Annotated in this window: 14 protein-coding genes and 1 pseudogene; 9 read left to right on the top strand and 6 right to left on the bottom strand. The window is 58.5% G+C overall.

Going from position 1 to position 18,135, the window contains the following annotated elements; all coding sequences use genetic code 11:
• Positions 1-183 precede the first annotated feature (183 nt).
• Positions 184-2,616, bottom strand: a complete 2,433-nt coding sequence (locus PYW49_RS06475) for a formate C-acetyltransferase/glycerol dehydratase family glycyl radical enzyme (protein WP_320386011.1) — start codon at positions 2,614-2,616, stop codon at positions 184-186.
• Positions 2,617-2,620: 4 nt separating this feature from the next.
• Positions 2,621-3,520 (bottom strand): glycyl-radical enzyme activating protein, encoded by a 900-nt coding sequence (locus PYW49_RS06470; RefSeq protein WP_320386010.1) that lies wholly within the window; start codon positions 3,518-3,520, stop codon positions 2,621-2,623.
• Between the two features lie 128 nt (positions 3,521-3,648).
• Here PYW49_RS06470 and fsa point away from each other — a divergent pair, with 128 nt between their 5' ends.
• Positions 3,649-4,311 carry a fructose-6-phosphate aldolase gene (gene fsa / locus PYW49_RS06465; protein ID WP_320386009.1) on the top strand — a complete coding sequence of 221 codons (663 nt, stop codon included), beginning with the start codon at positions 3,649-3,651 and terminating at the stop codon, positions 4,309-4,311.
• Between the two features lie 86 nt (positions 4,312-4,397).
• Here the strand turns inward: fsa and moeB are convergent, their stop codons facing one another.
• Entirely contained in the window at positions 4,398-5,150 is a 753-nt protein-coding gene (gene moeB, locus PYW49_RS06460; RefSeq protein WP_134349316.1) for a molybdopterin-synthase adenylyltransferase MoeB, read from the bottom strand.
• A gap of 1 nt (position 5,151) precedes the next feature.
• A complete protein-coding gene (gene moeA, locus PYW49_RS06455; RefSeq protein WP_320386008.1) occupies positions 5,152-6,384 on the bottom strand; it encodes a molybdopterin molybdotransferase MoeA in 1,233 nt (410 codons plus the stop codon).
• Between the two features lie 188 nt (positions 6,385-6,572).
• Between moeA and iaaA the strand changes: the two are divergent.
• The 5 genes and pseudogenes from iaaA to gsiD all read left to right on the top strand — a co-directional run bounded on the left by iaaA (position 6,573) and on the right by gsiD (position 12,795).
• Positions 6,573-7,536: pseudogene (iaaA, locus tag PYW49_RS06450) on the top strand (beta-aspartyl-peptidase).
• Positions 7,523-9,394: a glutathione ABC transporter ATP-binding protein GsiA gene (gene gsiA, locus PYW49_RS06445; protein WP_320386007.1), complete on the top strand. Its 1,872-nt coding sequence runs from the start codon at positions 7,523-7,525 to the stop codon at positions 9,392-9,394. The pseudogene iaaA and the gene gsiA overlap by 14 nt, the downstream one beginning before the upstream one ends.
• A gap of 23 nt (positions 9,395-9,417) precedes the next feature.
• Positions 9,418-10,956, top strand: a complete 1,539-nt coding sequence (gsiB, locus tag PYW49_RS06440) for a glutathione ABC transporter substrate-binding protein GsiB (protein ID WP_134349312.1) — start codon at positions 9,418-9,420, stop codon at positions 10,954-10,956.
• A gap of 5 nt (positions 10,957-10,961) precedes the next feature.
• Positions 10,962-11,882, top strand: a complete 921-nt coding sequence (gene gsiC / locus PYW49_RS06435; RefSeq protein WP_134349311.1) for a glutathione ABC transporter permease GsiC — start codon at positions 10,962-10,964, stop codon at positions 11,880-11,882.
• Between the two features lies 1 nt (position 11,883).
• Positions 11,884-12,795 (top strand): glutathione ABC transporter permease GsiD, encoded by a 912-nt coding sequence (gsiD, locus tag PYW49_RS06430; protein WP_134349310.1) that lies wholly within the window; start codon positions 11,884-11,886, stop codon positions 12,793-12,795.
• Between the two features lie 63 nt (positions 12,796-12,858).
• On the opposite strand, the gene rimO is transcribed toward gsiD, so the two are convergent.
• Positions 12,859-14,184, bottom strand: a complete 1,326-nt coding sequence (gene rimO, locus PYW49_RS06425) for a 30S ribosomal protein S12 methylthiotransferase RimO (protein WP_134349309.1) — start codon at positions 14,182-14,184, stop codon at positions 12,859-12,861.
• A gap of 216 nt (positions 14,185-14,400) precedes the next feature.
• On the opposite strand from rimO, the gene bssR reads away from it, so the two are divergent.
• Both bssR and PYW49_RS06415 read left to right on the top strand, forming a co-directional pair.
• Complete coding sequence (bssR, locus tag PYW49_RS06420; protein WP_134349308.1) at positions 14,401-14,784, top strand: biofilm formation regulator BssR; 384 nt, start codon at positions 14,401-14,403, stop codon at positions 14,782-14,784.
• Between the two features lie 106 nt (positions 14,785-14,890).
• On the top strand, positions 14,891-16,009 hold the full coding sequence (locus PYW49_RS06415; protein ID WP_134349307.1) for a PQQ-dependent sugar dehydrogenase: 1,119 nt from the start codon (positions 14,891-14,893) through the stop codon (positions 16,007-16,009).
• Here the strand turns inward: PYW49_RS06415 and PYW49_RS06410 are convergent, their stop codons facing one another.
• Complete coding sequence (locus tag PYW49_RS06410) at positions 16,010-16,636, bottom strand: glutathione S-transferase family protein (RefSeq protein WP_047346980.1); 627 nt, start codon at positions 16,634-16,636, stop codon at positions 16,010-16,012.
• 241 nt (positions 16,637-16,877) lie between these two features.
• Between PYW49_RS06410 and dacC the strand changes: the two genes are divergently transcribed.
• Entirely contained in the window at positions 16,878-18,083 is a 1,206-nt protein-coding gene (gene dacC / locus PYW49_RS06405) for a serine-type D-Ala-D-Ala carboxypeptidase (protein WP_134349306.1), read from the top strand.
• Positions 18,084-18,135 lie beyond the last annotated feature (52 nt).

Below are 18,135 nucleotides of genomic sequence, written 5' to 3'. Positions count from 1 at the left end.
TAATAACAAGGTGACGGGGAGCACAAATTTAATTTCATTCGAAAGTAAAAGCAAAGCGGCAACCGAAGTTGCCGCTTTTAGTGTTTTCTCCCTCTCCCCGTGGGAGAGGGCCGGGGTGAGGGCATCAGCGTGCGCATTTCCCCTCACCCTAACCCTCTCCCTCAAGGGAGAGGGGATACACCGTTAAAGCGTATGCTCTGTACGCGCAATAATATCGTCCTGCGCATCCGGCGACAGGGCGGTGAAGAACGCCGAGTAGCCCGCGACGCGCACGACCAGGTCACGATACTGGTCCGGGTGTTTCTTCGCCTCGAGCAGGGTTTCGCGAGAAACAATGTTGTACTGAATATGCCAGCCTTTATGCACCTCGAAGAAGGTGCGCAGCAGCACCATTAGCTTCTGGCGATCGCTGTCGTTTTCCAGCGTCGACGGGTTCAGCTTCTGGTTAAGCAGCACGCCGCCCAGAATCGCCTCGGTAGGCAGTTTACCCACGGAGCCGATCACCGCCGTCGGGCCGAGATGGTCCGTACCGGACGCCGGGCTTGCGCCTTCTGCCAGCGGGGTGTGCGCTTTGCGTCCGTCCGGGGTAGCCATCGTCGCCGCACCAAATGGCACGTTTGCAGAGATTGAGGATGTCCCGGCGTAGTAGTTACCGCCGATCGGGCCACGACCGTAGCGCGGGTTGTGGTACTGCTTCAACTCTTCAATGTAGGTCTGATAGGCACGCGTCAGCAGCATGTCCACGCTATCGTCGTCGTTGCCGTACTTCGGCGCACCGTTAATCAGGCGCTGACGCAGCTGCTCATGGGTCAAGCCGTCGAAGTCATCCGCCAGCGCGGCCGCCAGCTGCTGCTGACCGATTACGCCCTGATCGAACACCAGTTTTTTCACCGCCGCCAGGCTGTTGCCGAGGTTGGCGATCCCCACCTGCAGGCCGGAGACCCAGTCATACTTCGCGCCGCCCTGTTTGATGCTTTTCGCGCGTTCGATGCAGTCGTCCACCAGCGCCGAGCAGAGAATATCGTGGACGTTCTCTTCCAGCATGGTATCCACCACGTACTCGATCTCGATGGATTTACGGGTGTAGTAACGGATCTGGGTATCCCAGGCCGCCATCACCTCTTCAAAGTTATCGAAGTTACCGGCAGAGAGCGCTTTCTCCTGCGGCAGGAACACCTTGCCGCTGGTGGCGTCGCGGCCGCCTTCCAGCGCGGCCAGCATCACGCGGGCGAAGTTGATAAAACTCATGCCGGTGCAGCGATAGCCCCACTTGCCGCCGACGGCGGTTTCAATGCAGCCGATGGCGGCATAGTCATAGGCGTCTTCTTTCTCGATGCCAAGCTTGATGAATTCCGGGATCACGATTTCATCATTGTTAAACGCCGGCATCCCAAAGCCGCAGCGGATCACCTGCACGCAGGCGTCGAGGAAGTCGTTGCTCATGCCCGCATGGTAACGCACGCTCAGGTTCGGCTGGGTGGAGCGCAGGCGGCCGCAGGATTCCAGAATGGCATAGGAAAGCGGGTTCACCGCGTCCATCGGCTCACCGTTCACCAGCTTCTGGCCGCCGATGGTCACGTTCTGGTAAAGCGGGCTACCGGCAGAGGCTTTTGAGTGCGAGCCGGAGCGGATTTTGTTCACTTCCAGCAGCTTCAGCCAGCAGCTGTGCAGCAGCTCGATGGCGTGCTCGCGGTCGAGGCTCTGGTTCAGCTCCACGTCGCGACGGTAGAACGGATAGAGATACTGGTCCATCCGGGCAAACGATACAGAGTGGCCGTTGGACTCAATCTGCAGGATCAGCTGGATGAAGTAGCACAGCTGCAACGCCTGCCAGAAGGTTTTTGGCGGCTCATGGGCAATCACGTCGCAGTTTTCCGCCATGGCCAGCAGTTCGTCGCGACGGCTTTCGCGGGTTTCGGTGGAGGCCATTTCACGCGCCAGGTCGGCAAAGCGTTTGATGTGCAGGCTCACCGCGTCCAGCACGATATCAATTGCTTTCAGGAACTGGTCGCCGTGCAGGTCTTCCAGCACCGTCAGGTTGATGCGCGAGCGGCGTTCGGCCACCTTGGCGCGCAGGCCGTCGAGACCTTTCTCCAGCACCAGCGGGAAGTTAACGGCCAGATGCGCATCGCCGGAGGTCATATTGCCTTCGGCTTTGATAATGCCGGTTTCCAGCAGGCCTTTCTGCTCGTCGGTGAACATGCCGTAGCAGCGATCCTGCACCGTCTGGCCGCGCCACCACGGGCAAATCGCATGCAGAACGCGCTTGTTCTCTTCGCTCACCGCAAAACCCGCGCCCGGACGGTCGGCCAGATCGTCGATCTCTTTCTCAATCCAGGAGACGGTGTATTCCGGGAAGATTGGCGCGGCGCGCACTTCGCTTGCCTGGTTACCGATGATGAGCTCATCGTGTTTGATCCAGATGGTACGCTCAGCCAGGTGGTGCGCCAGCGCCAGGGCACGACGCACCGGGATCGGTTTGTCCATGTGCTGCTGATACATTTCGGTGTAATGCTGCGCGCGCTCGGTACAGACCGGCGGCTTGACGATATGTACGAGGGCCGTTTTGTGCGCTTTGATGCGCTCGCTGAGGGTGTTGAGATTCAGGGTTGTCATAAGTTTATCCTCGTAAGGTCGCGGTTAACCCTTTCTGGCAGGCGTACTGCTGCGCGAAGTCCAGCAGGGCAGGGTTATCCAGCGGTTTGTCAGGGGCAGAGTAGGCTTGGCCGAGCAGGGTGTACTTGTTCATGCCCAGCGTGTGGTATGGCAGAAAATGAATATCGTCGACGCCGAGTTCGTCGGCAGCGAAATTGGTAATGGCGGTTACGGACGCTTCATCGGCGTTAAAGCCCTGGATCAGCGGCACGCGGATGGTGATTTTTTTCCCGGCCGCGGCAAGGCGTTTCAGGTTGTCCAGGATCCGCTTAGCCGAACCGTCCGTCCACTGCTTGAACACCTCACCGTCCACGTGCTTCAGGTCGGCGAGGAACAGGTCGACGTACGGTAAAGAGGGCTCGATATAGCGCCACGGGACGTGAAGACAGGTTTCAACCGCGGTATGGATACCTTGCTCATGACTGGCTTTAAACAGGGCATGTGCAAGCTCCGGGTTCATAAAGGGCTCGCCACCCGAGAGGGTGATCCCGCCGCCGCTGCGATCGTAAAAGGGCTTGTCGCGCAGCACGGTTGCCATAATGTCTTCCACCTGCTGCGCTTCACCGCAGACGGTGAGCGCCTGCGTCGGGCAGCAGTCGGTGAGGGCGTCGAGCGTGGCGTCATCAAGTTTCTCACGATGAATGACCATCCCGTTCAGCGCGCGTTCGATACAGCCCGGTGCCGCCTGCTGGCACAGGTCGCAGCCGTCCAGGCACAAACGGGCATCAAACAGCACGTCCCGGCTGCGGGAGCGGCTTTCCGGGTTCTGGCACCAGCGACAGCCCAGCGAGCAGCCTTTCAGGAACACCACGGTACGAATACCGGGGCCATCGTGGGTAGAGTAACGCTGAATATTGAAGATCATGATTTCGCCTCTCATCTTGCATATGAAGATTAAATTACTTTCGAATGAAAGTTATCTTGATGCAGGTCAACTCTTGAGCAGGTTTTGTCGTGATAGGGTAAGTGCAGGCTAATTTTGAGGGTGACATCATGGAACTTTATCTCGACACATCTGACGTTGCGGCAGTCAAAAAGCTGGCGCGTATTTTTCCGCTGGCAGGCGTGACCACCAACCCAAGCATCGTTGCGGCTGGTAAAACGCCGCTGGACGAGCTGCTGCCGGCGTTGCACGACGCGCTGGGCGGCAAAGGTCGTCTGTTCGCTCAGGTGATGGCGACTACCGCGGAAGGTATGGTGGAAGATGCGCGTAAGCTGCGCGCCATCATCAACGATCTGGTGGTGAAAGTGCCGGTGACCGCAGAAGGGCTGGCGGCAATCAAGATGCTGAAAGCGGAAGGGATCCCGACGCTGGGCACGGCAGTGTATGGCGCAGCCCAGGGGATGCTGTCGGCGCTGGCGGGCGCAGAGTATGTTGCCCCATACGTTAACCGCGTGGACGCGCAGGGCGGGGACGGGATCCAGACCGTAGTGGAATTACAGCAGCTGCTGACGCTGCATGCCCCGCAGTCAAAAGTGCTGGCCGCGAGTTTTAAAACCCCGCGTCAGGCGCTGGACTGCCTGCTGGCAGGCTGTGAGTCGATTACGCTGCCGCTGGACGTGGCGCAGCAGTTTATTACATCACCCGCCGTGGATGCGGCGATTGTGAAGTTTGAGCAGGACTGGCAGTGGGCGTTTGGACGGACGTCTATCTGATGCTGTTGCCGGGTGGCGCTGACGCTTACCCGGCCTACGTTCGAGCTGCTGTAGGTCGGGTAAGGCGAAGCCGCCACCCGACTTTTTTACTGGCTGCAAACCTCACATCCCGGATTACGCATCAGCTTCATCTCGCGGAACTGGCAGGTCATCGCGTCGTACATCACGATTTTCCCCGCCGCTGGCGTACCGTAATGTGCCAGAACCTTGATCGCTTCCATCGCCTGCAGTGAGCCAATCACGCCGACCAACGGCGCCATCACGCCTGCCTCGACGCAGGTCAGCGCATTTTCGCCAAACAGACGGCTCAGGCAGCGGTAGCAGGGTTCACCCTCAGCGTACGTGAAGACGCTAATTTGCCCCTCCATGCGGATCGCCGCCCCGGAAACCAGCGGCGTTTTATGGGCAAAACAGCCCGCGTTTAGCTGATTGCGGATAGCCACGTTATCGGTGCAGTCGAGCACCAGATCGTGCAGGGCAATCTGCGCAAACAGCGCGTCGTCATCCAGCATCGCGTCAATCAGGGTGAATTCACAATTAGGGTTGATGCGGGCCAGCGCCGCGCGGGCAGAGTCCACCTTCGGCTGGCCAACCGTCGCGTCGCTGTGCAGCGTCTGGCGCTGCAGGTTAGACACCGACACGGTATCAAAATCCAGCAGCGTCATCCTGCCCACGCCCGCCGCAGCGAGGTACTGCGCGGCGGCGCAGCCCAGACCGCCCAGACCGACGACCAGCACGCTCGCTGCCTTAAGCGCTTCCTGACCCTCGAAGTCAAACCCGCGCAGCACAATCTGGCGGTTGTAGCGCATCATCTCCTGGTCGCTCAGCTCCACCGTCATGTCAGCCTCCGAACAGGTGGTTAAAGCGCTCGATCTCAACCCATTCGCCCGCTTCCACGATGCCGCGTTCGCGCTCCAGCACGATAAAGCAGTTGCCCTGGCTGAAGGAGCTGAAAATATGTGAGCCCTGATGTCCGGTGGTGCTCACTTCGAGCTCACCGTCCGCGTTGCGCGCCAGAATGCCGCGCTGGAAATCGAGACGGCCCGGTGATTTTTTCAGGCGCGTGGCGGCACGCACGCGCTGGCGTTCCGGCAGCGGGTTAGCCTTGTTGCCGGAAAGCTTCGCCAGCAGCGGGATCACCAGCTGGTAGAAGGTGAGTGCCGCAGAGACCGGGTTACCCGGCAGGCCGCAGAACCAGCTGTGCGTGAGCTTACCAAAGGCGAACGGTTTGCCCGGCTTGATAGCCAGCTTCCAGAAGGCGATTTCGCCCAGCTCTTCAAGAATGGTTTTGGTGTAATCCGCTTCGCCAACCGATACGCCACCCGAGCTGATGACCACGTCGGCAGCCTTATCCGCCTCGATAAACGCGGCGCGCAGTTTTTCCGGATCGTCAGGAATGATGCCGAGGTTAATCACGTCGCAGCCCAGCTGCTCCAGCATCAGGTGTACCGCCAGGCGGTTGGTGTCGTAAATCTGGCCGTCCTGCAGCGGCTGCCCCGGAAGCTGCAGTTCGTCGCCGGTGGAGAAAACGGCGACGCGCACCTTACGGATAACGTCGATTTCAGCGATGCCGAGGGAGGCCAGCACGGGCAGTTCACCTACCGTCAGCTTCTGTCCGGCGGCAAAGACCGTTGCGCCAAGCGTGATATCTTCGCCCGTGCGGCGGATGTTCTGGCCCGCTTTAACGTTCGCGGTAAAACGCACGCCGTCGTCGGTCTGTTCGGTCTCTTCCTGCATTACTACGGCGTCGCAGCCAGCCGGAACCGGCGCGCCGGTCATGATACGCACGCAGGTGCCCGCAGGCCATTCACCGCTAAACGGCTGACCGGCAAAGGCTTTACCTGCCACAGGCAGGGCGTTACCCGTCTGGAGATCCGCCAGTCGCACCGCATAACCGTCCATCGCTGAGTTATCGAATCCCGGCACGTTAAGCGGAGAGACGATATCGCGCGCGGCAATACGCCCAAAACAGCGCACGAGGGGCAGCGTCTCAACGTCCTGCAGCGGAGAAAGTCGGTCAAGCATCTGCGTGAGTGCCGTCTCAAGCGGCATCAGTCCGGCGGTAAAATCCATGGTGGGCTCCTGCACAGTAACAACGAAAGCGCTCATTATGGCAGAAAAGTGCGGCTAACTGTATGACCCGATGGGTGTACGCTTTACATCACAGTTGCGTCTTTCTATATTCAAAAATCATCTGAAGTTTCATCGACGATAATGATATTTATAGAAAAAGCCGCAAATCAGGCTAACGGGTGATGCGAATGGTTAATGCGGTAATCGCAATTCATGGTGGCGCCGGGGCAATCACCCGAGCACAGCTCAGTCCCGAGCAGGAAAAGCGTTACATTGACGCACTGTACGCCATTGTGGAAACGGGCCAGAAAATGCTGGAGGCGGGCGAAAGCGCGCTGGATGTGGTTACCGAGGCGGTGCGGCTGCTGGAAGAGTGTCCGTTATTTAATGCGGGGATCGGTTCGGTCTTTACCCGGGATGAAACGCACGAGCTGGATGCCTGCGTGATGGACGGTATCACCCTGAAAGCGGGGGCCGTGGCGGGCGTTAGTCGCCTGCGTAATCCTGTGCTGGCGGCGCGTCTGGTGATGGAAGAGAGCCCGCACGTGCTGCTCACGGGCGCTGGCGCAGAGCGGTTCGCCTTCGAACACGGGATGGAATCGGTATCCCCCGATCTTTTTTCCACGGAAGAGCGCTACCAGCAGCTGCTGGAGGCCCGTTCGGCGGGCATGACGCAGCTTGACCACAGCGCGCCGCTGGATGAAACCACCAAAATGGGCACGGTCGGCGCGGTGGCGCTCGATAAAGCGGGCAACCTTGCGGCGGCGACGTCAACGGGCGGCATGACCAACAAACTGCCCGGACGCGTCGGCGATAGCCCGCTGCCGGGGGCCGGGTGCTATGCCAATAACGCGACGGCGGCGGTGTCGTGTACCGGCACCGGGGAAGTGTTTATTCGCACCCTCGCGGCCTATGACATCACCGCGCTGATGGATTACGGCGGTTTGAGCCTCAGTGAAGCCTGCGAGCGGGTGGTGATGGAAAAACTGCCAGCCCTGGGCGGCGTCGGCGGACTCATTGCGGTGGATCGCGAGGGCAACGTGGCCCTGCCGTTTAACAGCGAAGGGATGTATCGCGCCTGGGGATATGCCGGCGATGAGCCGAGCACGGGGATCTATCGTGAATAAGGGGGCAACGCGTGCCGCACAGTGAAGAGCTGGACAACCGCGAGGTGCTGGCTGTCCATCAACTGAATATTGCGTTTCAGGAAGAGCGGCAGTTCATCCCCGCAGTACAGAATTTATCGTTCTCGCTCAGGCGCGGCGAGACGCTGGCGATTGTTGGCGAGTCTGGCTCCGGTAAATCGGTTACCGCGCTGGCGCTGATGCGCCTGCTGGAGCAGACGGGCGGGCAAATCAGCAGCGAAAAAATGCTCCTGCGCCGCCGCAACCGTCAGGTCATTGATTTAAATGAGCTGAGCGGCTCGCAGATGCAGGGCGTTCGCGGGGCGGATATTGCCATGATCTTCCAGGAACCGATGACGTCCCTGAATCCGGTGTTCCCGGTGGGGGAACAAATTGCCGAGTCCATCCGCCTGCATCAGGGGCTGAGCGGCGATGAGGCGCTCAGTGAAGCCAGACGGATGCTGGAGCTGGTGCGCATTCCGGAAGCGCAGGCCATTCTTGGGCGCTACCCGCATCAGCTTTCCGGCGGCATGCGCCAGCGGGTGATGATTGCCATGGCGCTCTCCTGCCGTCCGGCGGTGCTGATCGCCGATGAACCGACGACGGCGCTGGACGTGACGATTCAGGCGCAAATCCTGCAGCTCATCAAAGTGCTGCAGCAGGAGATGGAGATGGGGGTGATATTCATCACCCACGATATGGGCGTGGTCGCCGATATCGCCGATCGCGTGCTGGTCATGCACAAGGGCAACGCGGTGGAAACCGGCCCGGTTGAGCAGATTTTTCACGCGCCCGTCCATCCTTATACCAAAGCGTTGCTGGCGGCGGTCCCGCGTCTTGGGGCCATGAACGGCCGTGATTTGCCGCGCCGCTTCCCGCTGATTTCTCTCGATGCGACGGGGCAGGAGGAGGACGAACGCGAGCAGGACACCGTGGTGCCGGGTAAGCCCATTCTGGAAGTGCGCGATCTGGTCACCCGTTTCCCGCTGCGCAGCGGCGTGTTGAACCGCGTGAAGCGCGAAGTGCATGCGGTGGAAAACGTCAGTTTTGATTTATGGCCGGGCGAAACGCTGGCGCTGGTGGGGGAGTCCGGCTGCGGTAAGTCCACCACAGGGCGCGCGTTGCTCCGTCTGGTGGAATCACAGGAAGGCAGCATTACCTTTAACGGTGAACGCATTGATACCCTTCCGGACAGCAGGCTGCAGGCGGTACGGCGGGATATTCAGTTTATTTTTCAGGATCCGTATGCCTCCCTCGACCCGCGCCATACGGTGGGGTACTCGATCATGGAGCCGCTGCGGGTACATAACCTGCTCGACGGCGAGGCGGCACAGCGTCGCGTGGCCTGGCTGCTGGAGCGCGTCGGCCTGAAGCCGGAACACGCCTGGCGTTATCCGCACGAGTTTTCCGGCGGACAGCGGCAGCGTATCTGCATCGCCCGCGCGCTGGCGCTGAACCCGAAAGTGGTGATTGCCGATGAATCCGTTTCGGCGCTGGATGTCTCTATCCGGGCGCAAATCATCAACTTATTGCTCGATTTACAGCGGGATATGGGCATCGCTTTTCTGTTTATCTCGCATGATATGGCGGTGGTCGAGCGCATCAGCCATCGCGTGGCGGTGATGTTCATGGGGCAGATCGTGGAGATCGGGCCGCGAAGAGCGGTGTTTGAGAACCCACAGCATCCGTACACCCGCAAGCTTATCGCGGCGGTTCCGGTCGCCGATCCGGCGCATCGTCACGGCCAGCGCGTGCTGCTGCAGGATGAAATGCCGAGCAATATTCGTAAACGCGGCGAGGCCGTGGAGCGTGTCACGCTGCGCGAGGTCGGGCCGGGGCATTTTGTGGCGCCTCCGCGTCAGGACAACGCCTTTTCGCGGCTATAACTTACAACAGGCAGGAGAACACAATGGTTACATTTGTAGCGCGTAGATGGTTGTTAGCCGCGAGCGTGACGGCAGCCCTGGCCGCTGCCCCCGCGTTCGCTGCCAAAGATGTGGTGGTCGCCGTCGGCTCTAATTTCACCACGCTCGATCCGTATGACGCCAACGACACGCTGTCGCAGGCGGTGGCGAAATCTTTCTACCAGGGGCTTTTTGGCCTGGATAAAGAGATGAAGCTGAAAAATGTGCTGGCGGAGGGATACACCGTCTCCGACGACGGGCTGGTGTATACCATTAAGCTCAGAACCGGCGTGAAGTTCCAGGACGGTACCGATTTCAACGCGGAAGCGGTGAAGGTTAACCTCGATCGCGCCAGCAATCCGGAAAATAGCCTCAAGCGCTATAACCTGTATAAAAACATCGCCAGCACCGAGGTGGTTGACCCGACGACGGTAAAAATCACCCTGAAAGAGCCGTTCTCCGCGTTTATCAATATTCTGGCGCATCCGGCAACGGCGATGATTTCTCCTGCCGCGCTGAAAAAATACGGTAAAGAGATTGGTTTCCACCCGGTGGGTACCGGCCCGTATGAACTGGTGACCTGGAATCAGACCGACTTTGTGAAGGTGAAGAAATTCAGCGGCTACTGGCAGCAGGGGCTGCCGAAGCTGGACACCATCACCTGGCGTCCGGTGGTGGATAACAACACCCGCGCGGCGATGCTGCAAACCGGCGAAGCGCAGTTTGCCTTCCCGATCCCGTATGAGCAGGCCGCGATTCTGCAGAAAAACAGCAAGCTGGAGCTGGTCGCCAGCCCGTCGATCATGCAGCGCTACATCAGCATGAACGTTACGCAAAAGCCGTTTGATAACCCGAAGGTGCGTGAGGCCATCAACTACGCCATTAACCGCCAGGCGCTGGTGAAAGTGGCCTTCGCAGGCTATGCCACTCCGGCCACCGGCGTGCTGCCGCCGGCTATCGCGTATGCCCAGAGCTATCAGCCGTGGCCGTACGATCCGGCCAAAGCGCGCGAGCTGCTGAAAGAGGCAGGCTTCCCGAACGGGTTTAGCACCACGCTGTGGTCGTCGCATAATCACAGTACTGCGCAGAAGGTGCTGCAGTTCACCCAGCAGCAGCTGGCGCAGGTGGGTATTAAGGCGCAGGTCACCGCGATGGATGCCGGGCAACGTGCGGCAGAAGTGGAAGGGAAAGGGCAGAAAGAGAGCGGCGTGCGGATGTTCTACACCGGCTGGTCGGCCTCCACCGGCGAAGCCGACTGGGCGCTGTCGCCGCTGTTTGCCTCGCAGAACTGGCCGCCAACCCTGTTCAATACCGCATTCTACAGTAACCCGCAGGTGGACAAAGACCTGGCCGATGCGCTGAAAACCACCAAATCGGAAGAGAAGGCACGCCTCTACAAAGACGCTCAGGACATTATCTGGAAAGAGTCACCGTGGGTGCCGCTGGTGGTGGAGAAACTGGTGTCAGCCCATAACAAAGCGTTGACCGGGTTTTACATCATGCCGGACACCGGCTTTAGTTTTGACGATGCGGATTTAAAATAAACCTCATGCTGAATTATGTTTGTAAACGCCTGCTGGGGCTTATCCCGACGCTGCTGATTGTGGCGGTCCTGGTGTTTTTGTTTGTCCATATGCTGCCAGGCGATCCGGCGCGTCTGATTGCAGGACCAGAAGCGGACGCCACCGTCATTGACCTGGTACGTAAACAGCTTGGCCTCGACCAGCCGCTGTATATCCAGTTCCTCCATTATATTTGCAACGTTTTGCAGGGTGACTTTGGTATCTCCATGGTGTCACGTCGCCCGGTGTCGGAGGAGATTGCCAGCCGCTTTATGCCAACGTTTTGGTTGACGATTGCCAGTATGAGCTGGGCGGTCGTGTTTGGGCTTGGCGCCGGGATTGTCGCAGCCGTCTGGCGCAACCGCTGGCCGGACAAGCTCGGTATGGCGCTGGCGGTGACCGGTATCTCTTTCCCGGCGTTCGCGCTGGGGATGCTGCTGATGCAGATCTTCTCCGTCGAACTGGGCTGGCTGCCAACCGTCGGGGCCGATACCTGGAAGCATTACATTCTGCCTTCGATGACGCTGGGGGCTGCCGTTTCGGCGGTGATGGCCCGCTTCACCCGCGCCTCGTTCGTTGACGTGCTGAGCGAGGATTATATTCGCACCGCGCGGGCGAAAGGGGTCAGCGAGAAGTGGGTCATTCTGAAACACGGGTTTCGCAATGCGATGATCCCGGTGGTGACAATGATGGGGCTGCAGTTTGGCTTCCTGCTGGGTGGCTCTATCGTCGTGGAAAAGGTCTTCAACTGGCCGGGGCTGGGACGCCTGCTGGTCGATTCCGTCGAGATGCGCGACTACCCGGTCATTCAGGCGGAAGTCCTGCTTTTCTCGCTGGAGTTTATTCTTATCAACTTAGTGGTGGACGTGCTTTACGCCGCCATTAACCCGGCCATCAGGTATAAGTAAGATGCGATTGTTGAACTGGCGACGTCAGGCCGTTTTAAACGCTATGCCGGGGCTCAAACCGGAACATATCCGCACGCCGTGGTCTGAATTCTGGCGGCGTTTTCGCCGTCAGCCGGTCGCGATGACGGCGGGGCTGTTTGTGCTGCTGCTGATCGCACTGGCGATCGTTGCGCCGTGGGTAGCGCCGTTTGATGCGGAAAACTATTTTGACTACGACCGTCTGAACGACGGACCCTCGATGCTGCACTGGTTCGGCGTGGACTCCCTCGGGCGCGATATCTTCAGCCGCGTGCTGGTTGGGGCGCAGATCTCCCTTGCCGCCGGGGTTTTCGCGGTGCTGATCGGCGCGGCCATCGGTACCGTGCTGGGTCTGGTTGCCGGGTATTACGAAGGCTGGTGGGACCGCATTATCATGCGCATCTGCGACGTGCTGTTTGCCTTTCCCGGCATTCTGCTGGCGATTGCGGTGGTGGCAATAATGGGCAGCGGCATGGCGAACGTCATCATCGCGGTGGCGGTCTTTTCGATTCCGGCGTTTGCGCGTCTGGTACGCGGCAACACGCTGGTGCTGAAGCAGCAAACCTTTATCGAATCTGCCCGCAGTATGGGCGCCAGCGACGCCACAATCCTGTTCAGCCATATTCTGCCGGGTACGGTGTCGTCCATCGTGGTCTATTTCACCATGCGTATTGGTGTTTCGATAATCTCGGCGGCCAGCCTGTCATTTCTGGGACTAGGCGCGCAGCCACCAACACCGGAATGGGGGGCGATGCTGAACGAGGCGAGGGCGGATATGGTGATTGCGCCGCACGTGGCGCTCTTCCCGAGTCTGGCGATTTTCCTGACCGTGCTGGCGTTTAACCTGCTGGGGGATGGACTGCGCGACGCGCTGGATCCGAGGATTAAGGGATAGTGCAGGGGAATGTGCCGGGTGGCGGCTACGCCTTACCCGGCCTACAAATGAGGTGTAGTGAGATTAAACCCGGCTACCCCACAGGTCATACTCATCCGCGTTTTCAACTTTCACGCGAATAATATCACCCGGCTTAACGTTGGTTTCGCCGTTCAGGTACACCGCGCCGTCGATTTCAGGGGCATCCGCCATGCTGCGGCCAATCGCGCCTTCTTCGTCAACTTCGTCCACAATCACCATGATCTCGCGGCCGACTTTCTCCTGCAGGCGTTCAGCAGAGATCTGCTGTTGCAGCTGCATGAAGCGGTTCCAGCGCTCTTCTTTCACCTCTTCCGGCACCTGCTCCGCCAGCTCGTTGGCGGTTGCACCTTCTACCGGGCTGTACTTGAAGCAGCCGACGCGGTCCAGACGCGCTTCTTTCAGGAAGTCGAGCAGCATCTGGAAATCTTCTTCGGTTTCACCCGGGAAGCCGACGATAAAGGTGGAACGCAGAGTCAGGTCAGGGCAGATTTCACGCCATTGCTTGATGCGCGCCAGCTGGCGGTCAACGGAGCCAGGGCGTTTCATCAGCTTCAGGATACGCGGGCTGGCGTGCTGCAGCGGGATATCCAGATACGGCAGGATTTTACCTTCCGCCATCAGCGGGATTACATCGTCAACGTGCGGGTAAGGATAGACGTAGTGCAGACGCGTCCAGATACCGAGTTTAGACAGCTGCTCGCACAGGCCCACCATGCTGGTTTTCACCGGCTCGCCGTTGTGGAAACCGGAGCGGTGTTTAACGTCCACGCCGTAAGCCGAGGTATCCTGAGAGATGACCAGTAGCTCCTTCACGCCCGCGTCAGCCAGACGTTTCGCTTCCGCCAGCACTTCGCCAATCGGACGGCTTACCAGATCGCCACGCATGGACGGGATGATGCAGAAGGTGCAGCGATGGTTGCAGCCTTCGGAAATTTTCAGGTAAGCGTAGTGACGCGGCGTCAGCTTCACGCCCTGTTCCGGCACGAGGCTCAGGAACGGGTTGTGCTTTGGTTTGGGCACGTAGTGATGAACATGTTCCAGCACCTGCTCGTAGCTGTGCGGGCCGGTGATCTCCAGCACCTTCGGGTGTACTTCGCGGATCTGGTCTTCTTTCGCGCCAAGACAGCCGGTAACAATCACTTTGCCGTTTTCTGTCAGGGCTTCACCGATGGCTTCCAGTGACTCCTGAACCGCGCTGTCGATAAACCCGCAGGTGTTAACGATCACCATATCGGCGTTGTCGTAGCTTGGCACCACGTCATAGCCCTCGGTGCGCAGTTCGGTCAGGATGCGTTCTGAATCCACCAGGTTTTTCGGGCAGCCCAGGGAGACGAAGCCGATTTTCGGCTGGTGCGTAACATTGCTCATAGGTTAAAAATTCATCAATTATGGAGTTATCAGGGCGGGATTTTACAGCGTATCGCGGGGGATTTATACACTCTTTGCAAGGCGGATGCGCCGGGCAGACGTTGTAACATTGTAAATAATGTTAATCAGTTAAGAATAATTGATCTCAGGCATTACACTGTACAAAAAATGTACTTATTCTGACTATGCACAATGGCTGACAGAGGAGGAAAGAGCATGACCGTTGACAGACTAAAACGCGATCTGCTGAACAAGCTGATCAACGCCCGAATCGACCTGGCCGCGTACCTGCAGTTGAGGAAGGCAAAAGGGTATATGTCAGTCAGCGAAAGCGAACATCTGCGTGATAACCTGTTTGAACTTTGCAATTACATGCGTGAAAAAGCACCGACCCTTGAGGAGAAATACGGCGAAAGTGAGCTTATCGCACTGCGCCGCGCCGCTGAAGTGCTCTCCATCGCTGGGGTATGTTTGATGAATGGACGCCACGACTGCCCGAATTTTATCGCTGTTAACGCGGAGAAGCTTGAAAACTGCCTGACCACGCTCTCTCTATGCATCATGTGTCTGAACGAGCACGAGAAGCTTGAACAGCACTGATTCCGGGGGAGGCAACTCCCCCTTCTGATTAAGCTTTTGTAAAAGTGATAACGCCTCCGGACGCAGTGGCTAACCTTTATGCCATATGCCGATAAAGGAGCGCGTTATGCATCGATCCTCGCTGATTTTCCTGCCTGCGTTGTTATTTCCCTTTTCGCTGATTGCTGCGCCAGAAGCGGTCAAGGTTGAGGTGCTGCAAAACAGACTCGATCATCCCTGGTCCCTGGCGTTCCTGCCGGACAATCAAGGGCTGCTGGTGACCCTGAAGGGCGGTCAGCTCAAACGCTGGCAGGCCGGAAAAGGGCTTTCCGATCCTATCGTCGGGGTACCGAAGGTCTGGGCAAACGGTCAGGGAGGATTGCTGGACGTGGTCCTCGCCCCGGATTTTGAAAAATCACGCCGCATCTGGCTGAGCTATGCCGAAGCAGGGGATGACGGCAAAGCCGGAACGGCAGTGGGCTATGGCCGTTTAAGCGACGATTTTACGCGCATTGAAGCCTTCCAGGTGGTGTTCCGCCAGATGCCGAAACTCTCGACCGGTAACCATTTTGGTGGGCGACTGGTGTTCGACGGCAAAGGCTACCTCTTTATCGGACTCGGTGAAAACAACCAGCGTTCGACGGCCCAGGATCTGGACAAATTACAGGGCAAAGTGGTGCGCCTCACCGACGACGGGAAAGTGCCGCCGGATAACCCCTTTGTGCATACTCCCGGCGCGCGGCCTGAAATCTGGTCTTACGGCATTCGCAACCCGCAGGGAATGGCGATGAACCCCTGGAGCGACACGCTGTGGCTGAACGAGCACGGCCCGCGCGGCGGGGATGAGATCAACATCCCGGAGAAAGGGAAAAACTACGGCTGGCCGCTGGCGACGCACGGCATTAATTACAGCGGTCTGAAAATTCCCGAAGCCAAAGGTGAGCACGTTGAGGGAACCGAAAAACCGCTGTTCGTCTGGAAAGTGTCACCCGCCGTGAGCGGCATGGCGTTTTACCACAGCGACGTTTTCCCGCAGTGGAAAAACAAGCTGTTTATCGGCGCGCTGAAGGAGAAGGACGTTATCGTGCTGAGCGTGGAGGGTAACAAGGTCACGGAGGATGGGCGAATTCTGGGCGACCGGGATAAACGTATTCGTGATGTGCGGGTGGGGCCAGATGGTTATCTGTACGTCCTGACCGATGAGACGGACGGGCAGCTGTTAAAAGTCAGCCCGTCCGGCGCGTGATCAGGTGACCGGGATCATCACGACGTTACGGTACGCCGGGCGCTCGCTCAGCTGTTTAAGCCAGCGCTCAAGGTGAGGGCGCGGCGTCCACTTCAGGCCCATGTTGGTCAGGTTCCAGACGAACGGCGCAACGGCGATATCGCCTGTGCCGAACGCGTCACCGGAGAACCAGGCGTGCTTCGCCAGCTCGTCATCCATCATCGCAAACAGATTTTCGCAGGCATCCTGCGCGGCATGAATGGCGGGATAGTCACGTTCGGCTTCCGGCGTGCGGATAAGCCCCATCAGGATCACGCGGTGGGTGGGTGAAAGCGTCTGGTTCGCCCAGTCCATCCACTTTTCTCCCTGGGCGCGGCGGGCCGGGTTTTCTACCCACAAACGACCTTGTCCGTACTGGGCTGCCAGATAACGAACAATGGTGTTGGATTCCCAAAGCGTGGCGTCTGTTTCATCATCGCGCAGCAGCGGCACCAGCCCGTTCGGGTTCATGGCCAGATAGTCGGCCTCTTTATTCACGCCAAACGACATGCCTGCCATGATTTGATTGAACGGTAAATCCAGCTCTTCCAGCGTCCAGAGTACTTTCTTAACGTTGGTCGAATTATTCCTGCCCCACAGCGTAATCATATTTACTCCCGATGAGATGTGAATCCGAATCAGCTTTTCGCCATGGTGAGATAAACCTAACAATTACGCAACAGAAGACAAAAAAATCGTCTTAATCAAAGCGTATCTGAATGTTATTGCATAAACTTTAATAACTTTACCCTGGTTGGGTTTCTTTAACGGTTTTAGTGCGCTATTACTCATCGCTTCTTGCGACACGGTGATGTGACGTAATTTTTGAATGGACACTCGGGTGGCATTTATGACGCGAAAAATGACTTCTCTGCGCAGCCTGGCGGCAGGCTCTGCGCTCCTTTTCCTGTTTGCACCAACTCTCTACGCGGCTGAGCAGGCTGCGCCAGAAGCGCCACCTGTGGATGCGCGCGCCTGGATCCTGATGGACTACTCCAGCGGTAAAGTGCTGGCGGAAGGCAACGCGGATGAGAAACTCGACCCGGCAAGCCTGACCAAAATCATGACCAGCTATGTGGTAGGCCAGGCGATAAAAGCGGGCAAGATCAAGCTTGACGATATGGTCACCATCGGGAAGGACGCCTGGGCGACCGGCAACCCGGCGCTGCGCGGGTCATCGGTGATGTTCCTGAAGCCGGGCGATCAGGTTTCCGTATCGGATTTAAATAAAGGGGTGATTATCCAGTCCGGCAACGACGCCTGTATCGCGCTGGCGGATTACGTTGCGGGAAGTCAGGATTCATTTATCGGCCTGATGAATGGCTACGCGCAAAAGCTGGGCCTGACCAACACCACCTTTAAAACCGTTCACGGCCTGGATGCGCCGGGCCAGTTCAGCACCGCGCGCGACATGGCGCTGCTGGGGAAAGCGCTGATCCACGACGTACCGGATGAATACGCCATCCACAAAGAGAAAGAGTTTACCTTCAATAAAATCCGTCAGCCGAACCGCAACCGCCTGCTGTGGAGCAGCAACGTCAATGTGGACGGGATGAAAACCGGCACCACGGCCGGCGCGGGTTACAACCTGGTGGCTTCCGCGACGCAGGGCGATATGCGCCTGATCTCGGTGGTGCTGGGGACCAAAACCGACCGCATCCGTTTTAACGAATCAGAAAAGCTCCTGACCTGGGGATTCCGCTTCTATGAAACCGTGACGCCGATTAAACCGGATGCCACGTTCGTCAGCCAGCGCGTCTGGTTTGGTGACAAGAGCGAAGTGAATCTGGGCGCCGGTGAAGGCGGGTCAGTGACCATTCCGCGCGGCCAGCTGAAAAACCTGAAGGCCAGCTACACCCTGACCGATCCGCAGCTCACCGCGCCGCTGAAAAAAGGCCAGGTGGTCGGGACAATTGATTTCCAGCTTAATGGGAAGTCGATTGAACAGCGTCCGCTGATTGTGATGGAAGCGGTCGAAGAGGGCGGCTTCTTCAGCCGGATGTGGGACTTCGTGATGATGAAATTCCACGGGTGGTTTGGCAGCTGGTTCAACTAAGTTTTTTGCCGGGTGGCGCTGCGCTTACCCGGCCTACGTTCGAGCCGTTGTA

Origin of the sequence: Enterobacter chinensis (assembly GCF_034008295.1) — a bacterium.
In the GTDB taxonomy this organism is placed as follows: Bacteria; Pseudomonadota; Gammaproteobacteria; order Enterobacterales; family Enterobacteriaceae; genus Enterobacter; species Enterobacter chinensis.
This window is presented reverse-complemented; position numbering and strand designations above follow the sequence as displayed.

Bases quoted from the DNA above. Each gene is read 5' to 3' on its own strand.
- PYW49_RS06475 (WP_320386011.1), bottom strand. From the start codon at position 2,616: ATGACAACCCTGAATCTCAACACCCTCAGCGAGCGCATCAAAGCGCAC.
- PYW49_RS06470 (WP_320386010.1), bottom strand. From the start codon at position 3,520: ATGATCTTCAATATTCAGCGTTACTCTACCCACGATGGCCCCGGTATT.
- fsa (WP_320386009.1), top strand. From the start codon at position 3,649: ATGGAACTTTATCTCGACACATCTGACGTTGCGGCAGTCAAAAAGCTG.
- moeB (WP_134349316.1), bottom strand. From the start codon at position 5,150: ATGACGGTGGAGCTGAGCGACCAGGAGATGATGCGCTACAACCGCCAG.
- moeA (WP_320386008.1), bottom strand. From the start codon at position 6,384: ATGGATTTTACCGCCGGACTGATGCCGCTTGAGACGGCACTCACGCAG.
- gsiB (WP_134349312.1), top strand. From the start codon at position 9,418: ATGGTTACATTTGTAGCGCGTAGATGGTTGTTAGCCGCGAGCGTGACG.
- gsiC (WP_134349311.1), top strand. From the start codon at position 10,962: ATGCTGAATTATGTTTGTAAACGCCTGCTGGGGCTTATCCCGACGCTG.
- gsiD (WP_134349310.1), top strand. From the start codon at position 11,884: ATGCGATTGTTGAACTGGCGACGTCAGGCCGTTTTAAACGCTATGCCG.
- rimO (WP_134349309.1), bottom strand. From the start codon at position 14,184: ATGAGCAATGTTACGCACCAGCCGAAAATCGGCTTCGTCTCCCTGGGC.
- bssR (WP_134349308.1), top strand. From the start codon at position 14,401: ATGACCGTTGACAGACTAAAACGCGATCTGCTGAACAAGCTGATCAAC.
- PYW49_RS06415 (WP_134349307.1), top strand. From the start codon at position 14,891: ATGCATCGATCCTCGCTGATTTTCCTGCCTGCGTTGTTATTTCCCTTT.
- PYW49_RS06410 (WP_047346980.1), bottom strand. From the start codon at position 16,636: ATGATTACGCTGTGGGGCAGGAATAATTCGACCAACGTTAAGAAAGTA.
- dacC (WP_134349306.1), top strand. From the start codon at position 16,878: ATGACGCGAAAAATGACTTCTCTGCGCAGCCTGGCGGCAGGCTCTGCG.